At 64.6% G+C, this 12,654-nt stretch carries 13 protein-coding genes; 3 read left to right on the top strand and 10 right to left on the bottom strand.

Annotation, left to right across the window (positions count from 1 at the left end; translation table 11 throughout):
• Nucleotides 1-43: 43 nt before the first annotated feature.
• The 5 genes from HSO01S_RS13570 to HSO01S_RS13550 form a co-directional block, all read right to left on the bottom strand.
• On the bottom strand, nt 44-1,030 hold the full coding sequence (locus tag HSO01S_RS13570; RefSeq protein WP_066042341.1) for an aldo/keto reductase: 987 nt from the start codon (nt 1,028-1,030) through the stop codon (nt 44-46).
• 92 nt (nt 1,031-1,122) lie between these two features.
• Nucleotides 1,123-1,524, bottom strand: a complete 402-nt coding sequence (locus HSO01S_RS13565) for a (R)-mandelonitrile lyase (protein ID WP_066042339.1) — start codon at nt 1,522-1,524, stop codon at nt 1,123-1,125.
• Nucleotides 1,521-1,847: a carboxymuconolactone decarboxylase family protein gene (locus tag HSO01S_RS13560; protein WP_066042336.1), complete on the bottom strand. Its 327-nt coding sequence runs from the start codon at nt 1,845-1,847 to the stop codon at nt 1,521-1,523. Before HSO01S_RS13560 ends, HSO01S_RS13565 begins: the two co-directional genes overlap by 4 nt.
• 36 nt (nt 1,848-1,883) lie before the next feature.
• Complete coding sequence (locus HSO01S_RS13555) at nt 1,884-2,552, bottom strand: NADPH-dependent F420 reductase (protein WP_066042333.1); 669 nt, start codon at nt 2,550-2,552, stop codon at nt 1,884-1,886.
• Nucleotides 2,553-2,589: 37 nt separating this feature from the next.
• The gene (locus HSO01S_RS13550) at nt 2,590-3,606 is read right to left on the bottom strand and encodes a zinc-dependent alcohol dehydrogenase family protein (RefSeq protein WP_066042331.1); all 1,017 of its coding nucleotides are present in this window, start codon (nt 3,604-3,606) and stop codon (nt 2,590-2,592) included.
• A 127-nt stretch (nt 3,607-3,733) separates the two neighbouring features.
• Between HSO01S_RS13550 and HSO01S_RS13545 the strand changes: the two genes are divergently transcribed.
• Nucleotides 3,734-4,624 (top strand): helix-turn-helix domain-containing protein, encoded by an 891-nt coding sequence (locus HSO01S_RS13545; protein WP_066042328.1) that lies wholly within the window; start codon nt 3,734-3,736, stop codon nt 4,622-4,624.
• Entirely contained in the window at nt 4,621-5,898 is a 1,278-nt protein-coding gene (locus HSO01S_RS13540) for a multidrug effflux MFS transporter (RefSeq protein ID WP_066042326.1), read from the top strand. Before HSO01S_RS13545 ends, HSO01S_RS13540 begins: the two co-directional genes overlap by 4 nt.
• A gap of 24 nt (nt 5,899-5,922) precedes the next feature.
• Here the strand turns inward: HSO01S_RS13540 and HSO01S_RS13535 are convergent, their stop codons facing one another.
• The 3 genes from HSO01S_RS13535 to HSO01S_RS13525 all read right to left on the bottom strand — a co-directional run bounded on the left by HSO01S_RS13535 (nt 5,923) and on the right by HSO01S_RS13525 (nt 8,047).
• On the bottom strand, nt 5,923-6,285 hold the full coding sequence (locus HSO01S_RS13535; protein ID WP_066042323.1) for a type II toxin-antitoxin system PemK/MazF family toxin: 363 nt from the start codon (nt 6,283-6,285) through the stop codon (nt 5,923-5,925).
• The gene (locus HSO01S_RS13530; protein WP_066042321.1) at nt 6,282-6,506 is read right to left on the bottom strand and encodes a ribbon-helix-helix domain-containing protein; all 225 of its coding nucleotides are present in this window, start codon (nt 6,504-6,506) and stop codon (nt 6,282-6,284) included. The genes HSO01S_RS13535 and HSO01S_RS13530 overlap by 4 nt, the downstream gene beginning before the upstream one ends.
• Before the next feature lie 395 nt (nt 6,507-6,901).
• A complete protein-coding gene (locus HSO01S_RS13525) occupies nt 6,902-8,047 on the bottom strand; it encodes a hypothetical protein (protein WP_157079084.1) in 1,146 nt (381 codons plus the stop codon).
• Nucleotides 8,048-9,131: 1,084 nt separating this feature from the next.
• Here HSO01S_RS13525 and HSO01S_RS13520 point away from each other — a divergent pair.
• Nucleotides 9,132-9,908 carry a hypothetical protein gene (locus tag HSO01S_RS13520; RefSeq protein ID WP_066042314.1) on the top strand — a complete coding sequence of 259 codons (777 nt, stop codon included), beginning with the start codon at nt 9,132-9,134 and terminating at the stop codon, nt 9,906-9,908.
• Between the two features lie 377 nt (nt 9,909-10,285).
• Here HSO01S_RS13520 and HSO01S_RS18385 read toward each other — a convergent pair whose 3' ends face one another.
• Together HSO01S_RS18385 and HSO01S_RS13515 are read right to left on the bottom strand one after the other, a co-directional pair.
• Nucleotides 10,286-10,915 carry a DUF4276 family protein gene (locus HSO01S_RS18385; RefSeq protein ID WP_084361677.1) on the bottom strand — a complete coding sequence of 210 codons (630 nt, stop codon included), beginning with the start codon at nt 10,913-10,915 and terminating at the stop codon, nt 10,286-10,288.
• Complete coding sequence (locus tag HSO01S_RS13515; RefSeq protein ID WP_066042312.1) at nt 10,916-12,316, bottom strand: AAA family ATPase; 1,401 nt, start codon at nt 12,314-12,316, stop codon at nt 10,916-10,918. It lies immediately after the preceding gene.
• Nucleotides 12,317-12,654: the final 338 nt, after the last annotated feature.

Raw genomic sequence — 12,654 nt, 5'->3', positions numbered from 1 at the left:
TCTTAGCGAGCATTCCCGGGCAGTGAAGCGGTCGGCCACACGATCACCGCCCCACGTACCCCATATGCACCTCGTTGTACCGATCGCCCCGCACCCCGAGCCGCGCCACGATGCCGTCGAGGTCGGCCACGTCATCCGCCGAGAGCGCCGCCCCGGTCGCACCCGCGTTCTCGTCGAGCCGCTCGAGGCGGCGGGTGCCCGGGATAGGCACGACCCACGGATGCTGCGCCAGCAACCACGCCAGAGCGATCTGCCCCGGCGTCGCACCCCGGGCAGCAGCGAGCTGCGTCACGTGATCGACCAGCGCCTGGTTCGCAGCACGGTTCTCGGCCTCGAACCGCGGGATGCCGCTCCGCACGTCGCCGGCCCCGAAGGGTGCCGCCGTGTCGACGGTCCCGGTGAAGAAGCCCTTGCCGAGCGGACTGAACGGCACGAACCCGATCCCCAGCTCGGCGAGCGCCGGCAGCACCTCGGCCTCGGGGTCGCGGGTCCACAGCGAGTACTCGCTCTGCACCGCGGTGACGGGGAACACCGCGTGCGCCTTCCGGATGGTCGCAGCCGCCGCCTCCGACAGGCCGAAGTGCCGCACTTTCCCCTCTTGCACCAGTTCGCCCACCGCCCCGGCCACGTCCTCGATCGGCACATCCGGGTCGACGCGGTGCTGGTAGAAGAGGTCGATCGTGTCGGTGCGGAGCCGCCTCAAGGATGCCTCGGCGACCCGCCTGATCTGCGAGGGGCGGCTGTCGAGCCCGACCGATTTGCCGCCCTGGATGTCCCAGCCGAACTTGGTCGCGATGACGACCTGGTCGCGCACCGGCTCCAGCGCCTCGCCGACGAGCTCTTCGTTCACGTACGGCCCGTAGACCTCGGCGGTGTCGAAGAAGGTGATCCCCCGGTCGACGGCGGCGCGGATGACGCCGATCATCTCGTCACGGTCGCCGGGGTTCGGGCCGTACCCCTGCGACATCCCCATGCCGCCCAGGCCGATGGCCGAGACCTCGAGGCCCTGTCCGAGTGTGCGTGTGTGCATCGCGTTCTCCTTCTACTTCGGTTGAGGTCAAGGTCCGGTGAGCTCTGCGCCCGCCGAGGTCTGCCGACGGTGCGGTCTACTAAAGGTGCGGTCTAGCGCCGCTGATACTCGGCATCCGTCACGTGCTCCAGCCACACGGTCGTGGCCGCGGCATCCTCCCCCATCTCCAAACACGCCAGATGCTGCATGAAGTCGCTAGGCGTAGCGCCGTGCCAGTGCTCCTCCCCAGGCGCGGTGTAGATCGTCTGCCCGGGCCGCGCCTCGATGACGGTGCCGTCGCGACTTCCGAGGAGCGCGACGCCCTCCGTGATGTGCAGGGTCTGGCCACGAGCGTGCGAGTGCCAGGCGGTGCGGGCACCGGGGCTGAACCGCACCATCGCCACGGTGGCGCGCTGGTCGTCGTTCTGGGGCGATACGATCGGGTCGACCCACACGTCCCCGGTGAACTGCTCCGGCGGGTTCTTGACGGTCGCCGGCTTCGGGATGATCCTCATTCCGAGAACACCTCCTTCGCCACTCCCATCGCCGCCATGCCCTTGGGCCAGCCGGCGTAGAGGGTCACGTGCGTGATGGCCTCGATTAGTTCATCCTTCGTCACGCCGTTCTCGACAGCACGGCCGAGGTGGAACTCGAGCTGCGCGGTGTCACCCCCGGCGGCGAGCACGGCCACGGTGATGAGGCTGCGGTCGCGGGCCGACAGCTCGGGCCGGTTCCAGACATCCTCGAACAGCACGTCGTCGGTGAGGGCGGCGAGCTTCGGGGCGAAGTCGCCGAACATGCGGCGGCCGCCGCCGATCTGCTTGGGCTGGTCTGTCATGGGGTTCTCCTTGGTGCTTATCGTTGGGAAGGGATGTCAGGCGCCGGCGCGCACGACATTGATGTTGAAGTCGAAGCTGCCCAGCCGCCCGTAGAGGGCGAAGAACAGCCGCGAGTACATCTCGGTCGCCCGGGCGGCCGTGATGTCGCCGAGGTCGATGATCGACCCGGCGGGCCAGCCGAACTGCTCGAGGATGCCGGACACCATGGTCTTCGCCGCCTCGTCGTTTCCGGCCACGAAGATCGAGTGCTCACCGGGCACCCGAGCGGGATCGATCATGACCTCGTAGTACACCGTGTGCAGCGACTTGACCACGAGCGCGTCCGGGAACGCGGCCTGGATCTGCTCGCCGAGCGAGTCGGTGTTCGCGGTGGTGAGCGTGGGCGGCAGCCCGGCGGACAGGTCCAGCGGGATCGCGAGATCCAGGAGCACCTTGCCCGAGAGCGCTGCCGCACCGACCGCCTCGAGTGCGGCCAACGCGTGGATGCCGGCCACCGCGTTGAGCACCACGTCGCCGAACTCGCCCACCTCCCGGAAGGGTCGGAGCACCACGGTCGGATGCCCCTCCTGCCAGGAGGCATACTCCTCAGAGCTCAGCGTGTCGGCGACGTCGCGCGTGCCCACGGCGACCTCGTGGCCGAGGTCGGCGAGGCGGCCGGCGAGCGCTCGCCCGACCATCCCGGTTCCCAGAACAGCGATCTTCATGATGGATCTTCTCTCTCGTGCGGTCGAATCCGAATACTCACGGCTGAAGCAGAACCTTGATGGCGCGGCGTTCATCCATGGCCTTGTAGCCCTCGGCGGCCTCCTCGAGCGGGAGGGTGAGGTCGAAGACCTTGCCCGGGTCGATCTGCCGGTTCCAGATCAGGTCGATCAGCTCGGGCAGGAATCTGCGCACCGGGGCCGGCCCGCCGTGGAGGTGCACGGCCGAGAAGAACAGCTGCTCGCCGGGGATCTCCACGTCGTGCGAGACGCCGACGAAGCCGACGTGCCCGCCGGGGCGAGTGGAGCGGATGGCCTGCATCATCGATTCCTGCGTGCCGACGGCCTCGATCACCGAGTGGGCGCCGAGCCCGTCGGTGAGCTCCTTGATCCGGGCCACGCCGGCGTCGCCGCGCTCCTCGACGATGTCGGTGGCCCCGAACTCGCGGGCGAGTCTCTGGCGCGACTCGTGGCGGCTCATCGCGATGATGCGTTCGGCGCCGAGCTGCTTCGCGGCGAGAACACCGAGCAGTCCCACCGCGCCGTCGCCGACCACCGCGACGGTCTTGCCCGGGCCGACCTCGGCGGCGACCGCGCCGAACCAGCCGGTGCCCAGCACATCGGATGCGGCGAGCAGCGACGGGATCAGGTCGGCGTCCGGCATACCCGGGGTGGCGACGAGGGTGCCGTCGGCCAGGGGAACCCGAAGCCGTCCGGCCTGGGCGCCGCCGACGAACTCCCGGTGCACGCACGACGACTGGTAGCCGGCCTGGCAGATGGGGCAGGTGTTGTCGGAGGCGAAGAACGACCCGACGACGAAGTCACCGACCTTCACGGTCGTGACGTCGTCGCCGATCTCCTCGACGACGCCGGCGTACTCGTGGCCCATCGGGGTGGGCTGGTCGACGTGGTTGATGCCCCGCCAGTCCCAGAGGTCCGACCCGCAGACGCAGGTCGCGGAGAGGCGGATGACCGCGTCGGTGGGTTTCAGGATGGCGGCGTCGTCGAGGTTCTCGACGCGCACGTCGCCGGGGGCGTAAATGACTGCTCCACGCACGGTGGGGCTCCTTTCGGGTGGTGGATGTCCAGTCGACACCCGCGCGAAGACCTCCTGAGAGGGCGGGGTTATCCCGGTTATGACAAACCCTCTCAACGGCCTTCCCCTCGGGCGTAGCGTTTTCGACATGGACAACCGCGACGACATCCAGGCGTTCCTGACCGCTCGGCGGGCACGGATCAGCCCCGAGCAGGCCGGCGTGCCGATCTACGGCGGCAAGCGGCGAGTGCCCGGGCTGCGCCGCGAGGAGGTCGCGATGATGGCCGGCGTCTCGACCGACTACTACACCCGCCTCGAGCGCGGAAACCTCACCGGCGTCTCCGACAGCGTGCTCAACGCCATCGCCGGCGCCCTCCACCTGGATGATGCAGAAACAGCGCACCTCTTCGACCTGTCCCGCACCGCGAACGCGGGCATCCGGGGCCCGAAGAAGCGGCCCGCGCAGCCGAAGCTGCGGGAGAGCATCCAACTCCTCCTCGACTCCATCTCGGCGGCACCGGCGTTCGTGCGGAACGCGCGGATGGACTTCGTGGCGGGCAACCTGCTCTGCCACGCCCTCTATTCGCCGCTGTTCGCGAACACGGAGCGGCCGGTGAACCATTCGCGGTTCATCTTCCTCGACCCGAAGGCGCACGAGTTCTACGACGACTGGGAGCGGGCGGCCAACGACAACGTGGCGATCCTCCGCACCGAGGCCGGTCGCAACCCCTACGACCGCGGCCTCTCCGATCTGGTCGGCGAGCTCTCCACCCGCAGCGACGACTTTCGCACCCGCTGGGCCGCTCACCGGGTGAGCCTTCACCACTCCGGCGTGAAGACGTTCGTGCACCCGGCGGTCGGCGGGCTCGAGCTCATCTACAACGCCCTCGACCTCCCCGCCGATCCCGGGCTGACGCTCACCGTCTACAACGCCGCCCGTGGTTCCGCGACCGAGGAGAAGCTGCGGCTGTTGGCGAGCTGGGCTCTGACGCAGACGGATGTCGCGTTCCCGACGATGGCCGCAGACACCGCCTCGTGAGCCGCACATCCCGGCCCGGCCCGCGCGCGAGCGCCGCACCGGGCCAGATCCCCCTGCCCATCTTCGTGGCGATCGCCTTCCTCTCGACCGTCGCCCCCATCGCCACCGACCTCTACCTGCCGTCGTTCCCGCAGCTCGCCGCCGACTTCGGCGTCGACGAGACGGGCGCTCAGCTCACCCTCACCGCGTCGCTGGTCGGAATCGGTGTCGGCCAGCTCATCCTCGGCCCTGCATCCGACCGGTTCGGCCGCCGCCGCCCGCTCATCATCGGTGCCGCCCTCTGCTGCCTCGCCGGCGCGGTCGCCGTCTTCTCCCCCACCCTCCCCGTGCTGATCGCCGCCCGCCTCGTTCAGGGCGCGACCGGGGCGGCCGGCATGGTCATCGGCCGGGCGGTCATCGCCGACATCGCCACCGGGGCCACCGCGGCTCGCGCGTTCAGCCTGGTGATGACGATCGGCGGCATCGCCCCGATCGTCGGCCCCGTGGTGGGAGGTTTCGTCGCCGGCCCGATCGGCTGGCGGGGTGCCCTCGTGATCGTCTTCGCGCTGACGGTCGGGATGCTCGTGGTCGCGCTGGTCGCGATCCCCGAGACCCACCCGGTGTCGCGCCGCGAGCATCTTCGTGCGCGTGCGGCCGAAGACGGCTCGGCGTTGCGCGATCTCCGCTCGCGCCTCTTCATCGGCAATGCGCTCGTCTGCGCCTTCTCGTTCGCCGGCCTGATGGCCTACGTCTCGGCCGCGCCCTTCCTCTACCAGGGCGTCATCGGGCTCGACCCCGCGCAGTTCGGGCTCGCCTTCGGCGCGAACGCCCTCGTGCTCGTGGTCGCCACGTTCATCGCGTCGCGGCTGGCCGGTCGCTGGATGCCACGCCGCATCCTCACCCTCGGCCTCGTCGTCATGGCGGTGGCTGCGGCGGCCTTCGCGGTCGTGGCCCTGACCGGGATGCCGGCCTGGTTGATGGCGCTGTGCCTGCCGCTCTTCCTGGGTGGATTCGGGCTGCTGCAGGGCAATGCGGTGGCGGCCGCGATCGGTGCTGTGCCGCGTGCGGCCGGTACCGCGTCGGCGATCATCGGGTTCAGCCAGTTCGCGCTCGCAGGAGTCAGCACCGCTACGGTCGGGGCGGGGAGCGTCAGCCTGCCGGTGTCGCTCTCGATCGCCTTCAGCGTCTGCCTCGTGGTGCTGGTCGCGGGGTTTGCGGTCTCGCGGCAGGCGCCCGCCCTCGACGGCTCGTTCAACCCCAAGGAGCGCCTCCTCGACGGCCTCCGCGTTCGATAGGCGCGGGGCTTGGCCGCAGACCGCCTAGAGCGACAGGTGAAAGCGCAGCGCGTGGTCGACCTGCTGCATCACCCAGCCGGGCGCGGCCCCGCGGGCGCCGGCGAGTCGCTCGACCGACACCGTGCGCACCTGTTCGGCCTGCACCTTCGACACACTCGTCAGGCCCATCGACTCGAGCGCGTCGCCGTCTGACACGAGCACCTGAAACTCCCCGCGCGCGTTTGTCACGTTGGTGGTCAACGGCACGACGGTGATCGTGCCCCGGCCCATCACGGTCGCCGCCTCGTTGGCGCCGTCGTTGCTGACCACGAGGCAGGGTCGGGTTTTCGACGCCTCGCCGGCTTCAGCCGGGTCGAGGCGAACGGCCACCACGTCTCCTCTCCTCATGCCCCGAGGCCGTCGGCCTCGGCCGTCTTCCACGCACGAGCCTCGCCGGAGTCGATCCACTCATCGTTCGCCAGAGCGTAATCGCTGACCGCTGCGCGCTCTCGAGCAATCCGAACGAGATCGTGAATGGCAGCCGACCGGTTGCCCGATCGAGCGCGCGCGAGCTCGTCGATGTACTCGACGTCGCTCTCGGAGAGGCTCACACTCAGCTTCATGGTCATACCGCAATACTACCGCAGTCTGACCGGACCATTCCCAGCCCGCAAGGTCGGGGATCGCTTCGGTTGGGTAGGGGCGTTCCTCTCGAGCACGAGTCCGCCGACGATCGTGGCGGCCTGGAGCGGGGCGAAGAATGGGCGGTCGCCTCGCGTGGCCGGCACCGAACACAACTCCGTGTCGGCCGCGTACTCACCCCCGGTGGCGACGCCTGGAGCAGGCTGAACGACCACGAGGATCAAAGCGGACCACGCCCAGACCGCGCGTTCGATCGAGGCAACCGCGAGAGCGACGGATCCGGCCGACATCATCGTGACCGCCGCAGCGAGTGCCCGTTGCCTGTCTCGCGGGTCGGCGAGTCGGCCAAAGGGCCAGGAGCCGAGCGGACGAACCACGAACGTCAGGGGGAAGAGCCCGCACCAAGGGCCTTCTTGGTCATGTTCTGGAGTTCGAGGAAGGCGCATTCTTCCGTTGCTTTTAGAAGAATCGGGTTGCTGATTGGTGATGCCGAATTTCGCAGCTGAGTGAGCGTGTTGTTAAAGGACCAGCGTCGCTGGTCCGGGTCGTCGAGTATGGGCAGGAGGTGGGCGACGACAAGTTCTGCAGGGAAGCACACCAGTTGTTCGAGCTCGCGTAGAGATAGAACTAAACGGGGTGTCTGTCCTATGGCCCCATATTCGGGAAGCTCGGCGTTGCCGAGGTAGAACGGCTCAGAGGTAACGATCATGCCCAGAAAGGGCTTCTCTGCCGACAGGTGAGCCAGTTCCGGGTGGCGCCCGCCATGGATCGCCTCCACGGTGGAATCGATCTGCATGTGTGCTTTCCGAAGGAGATCGGCTTCGCGCTGCAGGTCCAGCCCCGCCTGCGCACCGACGCTCATCCGGGCCGATTTGCTCTCGACTAGTATCGTTGCGCTGTCGGCAGACCAGATCCAATCAACCGTTTTCAGTGATCTCTTCCCAACGGCGTATTCGATCTCCGGCTCGACGTTTTGGCCGGCGACGATCCTCAGGTGCTCGCCGACGTAGAGCTCCGTGCGATGGCCGAGCTCGTTTGCGAAGTTCGCTTTCCACTGGCTTGCTGCTGCGTAGTACAGGCGACCGGGTGCAATTGCCCCTCGAAGTAGCATGCTGTCTGGAGCCCAAACTCCCGTATCGCCGAGATCGATTAGCGGCTTCTGCCAAAGAGGGTTGTAGCGGTATCGCTGAAGACTACGCGGTAGCACGGGAGCCACAGCGGCAAGCCCTTTGGCTTCTGCGATCGTCGCCGTCAGGTAACGGGCGTGAACTTCGACGGATTCGCGGGAAGCAATCTTCTCCCACACCTCCGAATACTCAGGGTCATCGAGGATCGACAGTCGGAATTGTCCATCGTGATGGTGTATCCATGCGCTGATGACTATGTTCGCCCTCAGCGCGTCCGTTAGCGACTGACCGAGGATATCCCCCCACGGTGGCACCTCTCCGAGATTCGGGTCCCCGTACAGGGCTTGAATGCGGGCATATTCTTCGCCAGGTGAGAGCTGGTAGGGGAACTGCTCATACATCAGCGGCCCGATGATAGCCGAGAGAGTCGGGTCATGGAGATCATCGTAGGAATCGATGAAGATCTGGCGAAGACGCTCGACGGTCCGCCCAGTGGGCACATTCGGACTCGACAGCGATCCATGAAGGATGCTTTCCCGAGCGATAGCCGCATAGACCCAGGGCTGAGTTCGCACCCACTCCCGGCCGGCACCCACCAATGGGTCATTCGCGGCACTCGCGCTCGCGAGGAGGGGAAGGAGCAGCTCAGGCCTGAACTGCTTGGCTGCCGTGATGACTGCATGATACGTGGGAGGTCTCCCAACCCGCGATAGTTCTGCCATTAGCGCCAATCAATCCCTGCTTGCGCCGACCTACCAACCCCTTGGTGATACGAATTCATCACTCACCAGCTCGACCCTAGCTGCCTATACGGAGTAGGCGAGCCTTCGCTGGCGCCCCTTCGTTCAAGATTTCTAGCCAGCACGTCCAGAAATACGCGCCTAAGTCGTCAGTGCTCCTGACGAATGGGCCGCAACGGGCGACCTCGACAGCCACCACGTCACGTCGTGGCATCCTCGCGGCAGCGCTGGAGTGGCCGCAGTTCCGGCGCTGCCGATCGAGTGCCGCAAGCCCGCGCACCCCGGTATCACCGAGAATTTCGAGAGCTCTGGAGCTCGTCCTGAGGGCCCGCGATTCAACCAAATTTTGCCCCTGTGCCTTTGGCTGGGGCGGCAATACCGCTCAGACATCTCGCACTGTTGCATCATTGGCAGACCGCTTGCGAATCTCGGCGTGAACGAGGCGCAAGATTTCACTCCTGCGTCCTCCTCCCCCCTACCGCGAGGTGCCCATTAACATGAACTTTGCAGTGGCCGACGACCGCTTTCGATCTCAATGCGGGGTGCATCCACAATCAGGGCAAGCAAACTGGGGCGTACTGGAATATTCTCCGAAAGTTGCGCTGAGCTCCTCTAGGGGAAATCGATGCTAGCCGCACTCTTACCTGGCATCCGGGAGCTCCGTGTTCCGCTCGCCGTGGGTGCAATGTGGCTCATTGCTGCGTGGCTTGCGTTTGGGCCGCTAGTCCCGACCAAGGAAGATTCCGTGGGCATCATCAGCCAGCTGTATGACGTGGCCGGGTGGCTTGGTCCGGCGGGGGTCGGGGCGGCACTGGCGTTTATTGCCTACCTGATCGGCGTTCTGACCGAACGCGTAGGTGAGTCATTCCCTACACTCTCCAATGACCTGAGGGATGAGCTACAGCCGACAACTGTAACGAATCTCGATGAGCTGATAGAGAGAACGGTCACGGACGCGAGATCTCGCAACGTTCCATCGGGCTGGGTACTGAGACCCTTCCCGCTCCTCAAGGCCGAAGAGAGAGCACACTGGACATCGGAAGCCCAGCGCGAGCTTCAGGCGGAGGCTTCGGACATCGCGGCTTTCGAAGACATAACAGTCAATGAGTACATGCAGGAGGGTTTCTGGCAATGGACCAGCGAACGCCTTCTACCACTTCTGCGCCAGCGCGTCATCGACGAAGTCGACCTCGCAGAAGTGTCGCTCCAGGCTGCAAATAAGGACCTTTACGACAAATACGACCGCCTGGATGCCGAGGCATCCTTCCGAGGAAGAATTGGCATGCCGCTCGTCGCCGTCGGTGCCGCGCTGACCTATCGGACTTACGAGTTTTTTGGCATCGGAGCACTGCTAATTGAACTCTTCGCCTTCATCGGCGCGGTCGTCTTGACCCAGAGTGCGGCTAAAACCAAGATGGCGGCTATGGAAGTCATGTTCCAGAGCATCATTGCCGGAGTTACTCAGTCTCCGACGCTAAAACTGGTCGCCGACATGCCTGGTGTGGACGAGAAGCCGAAGTAAACCTGCGCGGGAGACAAGCGACATCTCCCGCGGCACACGCATTCGGAGCGTGAGTAGTCGTCGCCGGATGGTTCTGACAAGCATGATTCAAGTTCCAAGTCAATCAATCGTTGCTTGACGAAGCAGTACCGAATGGGGCCACCTGCGTGAAGCCCCGCGCTTCGCCCACGTGCCGGCGCGCCGGGCTGCCCGCGGCAAACAGCTCGCGGGCCTCACCCCATCACTGCGTTCTCGTGGCGCTTGAAAGCTGGTCGCTTACCGCATCAAACAGCGCAGCGACTTAGCGGGAGTCTCCGCATACTCTGGTCGCGATCATCATTTAGACTCGCCGCCCTGATCGCGCATGGCAGGTTAGCGTGACGAGGAAATACGTCGCTTCAAGTGGCATCATTTTCGAGTGCCCGAACGGCCGCAGTAGTGAGGTCACCGACGAAGCGCTGCCATGACGCCAGCGAAGTCACCGCACCATCGATGTCAATTCGTTCCAAGAGGCTTGCGCGTCGAACATTGAACTGTCCCCGCTCCTTCTTGCGCCGGACGCCAGTCTTCTCGCTCGCAATAAGGCAGGCGTTCTGGAGGACTTCCTTTGGGCTCGATGTCGTCTCAATGTTTCGCAGAGCCGGTAGGCCCATTGGTGTTCGACCGCTTGGCCGTCCAACCACCGCCCTGATCGAGCCTTCATCTGTTAACAACCATGCTTCAAGTTCTTGCACTGGAACCACTGGTATCACTCGTTCGACACACCCGAGCGCGGAAGCAGCCGCGGCGATTTCCTGATGTCTCGACGAGGGATCGGCGGAATCGGAGTCGCGGTGGACGAAGATCAGGGCCGGCGGCTTCGGCTCGGCAAGCAACTGGCTGAGGCGCTCTCTAGTTGAGCCCTTATATTGACGCGCTGCACCGATTACGGCGGATGCCCCCGCCCTCAGCAAGAGCGCTGAAATGTGCGGGATCAGGCCATCGTCTGAGGTGCCCTCACGAATGAGCGCGTACTGGAGGTCGGTCATTCAGTCAATCTCTCCGAGTTCGCGGCCCGGAAAATCGAGCATCATCGGCGCATCGTCTGGGGCTGTGAGATAGTCACCGATCAGGCCCTTAGACACGCCCTCGCCGGATGCGTCCGCTCGCCACGTGTCCCACAACGGTGCGAATTTGATTGTTTGCCTCGTCTCGCCCTCGATTACGACGCTACGAGGCACGGCAAGCAACATGTCGTCGTCGTGCTGGAAAACTACAAAGCGCGGCGAGTGAGTGTTGACAATCACCTGGCGAAGGGGATTGTCCGTTCCGGGCTCTTCTTGAGGGTCAACAGCAAGATCCCGGAGGAGCGTCACCATTGATTCGATCTTCGCCGGGTGAATTCCGTTCTCAGGCTCTTCCATGCAGATCACTCCACCAAAAGCGGGATCAGCTTCTATTACGGATAGTGCAAGGAACCGCATCGTTCCATCAGACAGCACCCGCGACGGCAAAAGTGGCCCATTCCCGATCTGAGCTTCGAGAGTCAAGAGGTCGCGTTTTGGGTCGAAGTCCACACCCACATCCCGAACATCTACTAACGCAGATGCTGTCGCAGCAACTCCTGCATAGACATCCAATTGCTTGCCTTGGTCAGCCATTCGAAAGAGTGCTGCTGCGAGGTGGGAGCCATCTGACCCAATCGCCGAAGTACCCATCACGGAATCGGGGGCACGCATCGCTGACGGCTCAAGCGCGAGGTTTCGCCACTGCTGCATCTCACGCCGCGCCGCGAGCGCGGTTGGATCATCCGACGTGTTGATGGTCGACAAGACCGTGCGCGGCGCTACCGCTGACCGACGAGGCTGACCGCGACTGCCTCCGTCCTGATGGACTTGGAAGGCACCGTCCCCCCCTGTAGAGATGTAGCCGGTGCCCTTCCGATCATTTGTGATGACGCGCTGTCTGAACTTCGTGGCGTTGTTCTTCCAACGAATTCTTGTCGCAGCTTTGGATTGCGTTATGTAGTTGAGGTCTTCCCGAACTAACCGAATAGCACCCATCTGGATTGGGCCAGCATCCGTAGGAGGTGCGTACTCAAGAGTCAGTTCGTATCGAAGAAAAGTGCTCGTCGCCTTCGCTTCTTGCCCAAAGTCGTCGTGAACTACGCCTGTAACTATCATCTCCGCTGCAATCGTCATAAGCGGAGGCGGCTCGACGCCCCCCACCCAAAACAGTGTGCGCGGGTCACCCATACGACTACCGGCCGAGCGAATCTGCTGCGCAGCCTCCATGAACGGGTAGTCCATGATCAGCGAAAGAAATTCAATCGCATCAAACAGGTTGGATTTACCAAGTGCGTTTGGGCCAGCGATGCACGTGTATGGTCCGAAGTCCACCGCAATGTCGAACAAGTTTTTGAACCCGTTGACTTCAATACGCGTAAGCATGTCCCAAAGCTACTGCCTCGCTCACCACGCCGTTTCAACGAACCGTCCGTCCGACTAATAAGGACCCGATGTTTGAGCGCCAAGTGGCCGGCGCGCCGCGCACCCGAGAGTTTGAACATATCGAGGGAGGGGACTGGTGCGGATAGCGCAGTATATGCATCCTCGTTGCACTAGACGCATGCAAGAGTTCAGTCATGCCGGGAAGACCATCCTCAGCGACACTTCAGACTAGTTGCTGTAGCTTGCGGAGTCGTCCGTAGCGTCGGCGTGAGCGCGTGCCCAGAATGGAATGCCGATTCGCAGAGGCCAGCCATTACATTTGACAAAGAGCCCCAGGG

The sequence above is a fragment of the Herbiconiux solani NBRC 106740 genome (assembly GCF_001571005.1).
Lineage (GTDB): Bacteria > Actinomycetota > Actinomycetes > Actinomycetales > Microbacteriaceae > Herbiconiux > Herbiconiux solani.
This window is presented reverse-complemented; position numbering and strand designations above follow the sequence as displayed.

Coding starts and splice junctions, on each gene's coding strand:
- HSO01S_RS13555 (WP_066042333.1), bottom strand. CDS start 2,552: ATGAAGATCGCTGTTCTGGGAACCGGGATGGTCGGGCGAGCGCTCGCC.
- HSO01S_RS13530 (WP_066042321.1), bottom strand. CDS start 6,506: ATGACCATGAAGCTGAGTGTGAGCCTCTCCGAGAGCGACGTCGAGTAC.
- HSO01S_RS13515 (WP_066042312.1), bottom strand. CDS start 12,316: ATGCTTACGCGTATTGAAGTCAACGGGTTCAAAAACTTGTTCGACATT.
- HSO01S_RS18385 (WP_084361677.1), bottom strand. CDS start 10,915: ATGACCGACCTCCAGTACGCGCTCATTCGTGAGGGCACCTCAGACGAT.
- HSO01S_RS13565 (WP_066042339.1), bottom strand. CDS start 1,524: ATGAGGATCATCCCGAAGCCGGCGACCGTCAAGAACCCGCCGGAGCAG.
- HSO01S_RS13535 (WP_066042323.1), bottom strand. CDS start 6,285: ATGAGGAGAGGAGACGTGGTGGCCGTTCGCCTCGACCCGGCTGAAGCC.
- HSO01S_RS13545 (WP_066042328.1), top strand. CDS start 3,734: ATGGACAACCGCGACGACATCCAGGCGTTCCTGACCGCTCGGCGGGCA.
- HSO01S_RS13525 (WP_157079084.1), bottom strand. CDS start 8,047: ATGTATGAGCAGTTCCCCTACCAGCTCTCACCTGGCGAAGAATATGCC.
- HSO01S_RS13570 (WP_066042341.1), bottom strand. CDS start 1,030: ATGCACACACGCACACTCGGACAGGGCCTCGAGGTCTCGGCCATCGGC.
- HSO01S_RS13560 (WP_066042336.1), bottom strand. CDS start 1,847: ATGACAGACCAGCCCAAGCAGATCGGCGGCGGCCGCCGCATGTTCGGC.